The 282-nt window shown below is 71.6% G+C and carries 1 pseudogene; it reads right to left on the reverse strand.

What is annotated here, in order from left to right:
* A pseudogene (locus tag RB628_RS42005) lies at positions 1 to 282 on the reverse strand (FMN-binding protein); the annotation flags it as partial.

A 282-nucleotide genomic window follows, 5' to 3' on the forward strand; every position in this document is an offset into this window, starting at 1 on the left:
GTCTCCTCGATCAGGACCGGCACCGCGGCCGTGGTCTGCGGGTGGTTCGGCTGCTGGAGCATCGTCACGGACGCGATCGTGTCGCCCTCGAAGGTCACCTCGACCTGCACGGTGCCCTTCTCGGTGTCCACGGCGGTCCCTGAGACGACCTGGGACGCGGACTCCGCAGCCGCGGACGACGTGGACGCGGAGGGCGACGGGGACGCCGCGGCGGATGCCGCCTGGGAGTCGATGGCGGCCTGGAGGGACTCCTTGTAGCCGTCGCTGGTGATGGTGGCGCCG

It is taken from the genome of Streptomyces sp. ADMS (assembly GCF_033441795.1).
In the GTDB taxonomy this organism is placed as follows: Bacteria; Actinomycetota; Actinomycetes; order Streptomycetales; family Streptomycetaceae; genus Streptomyces.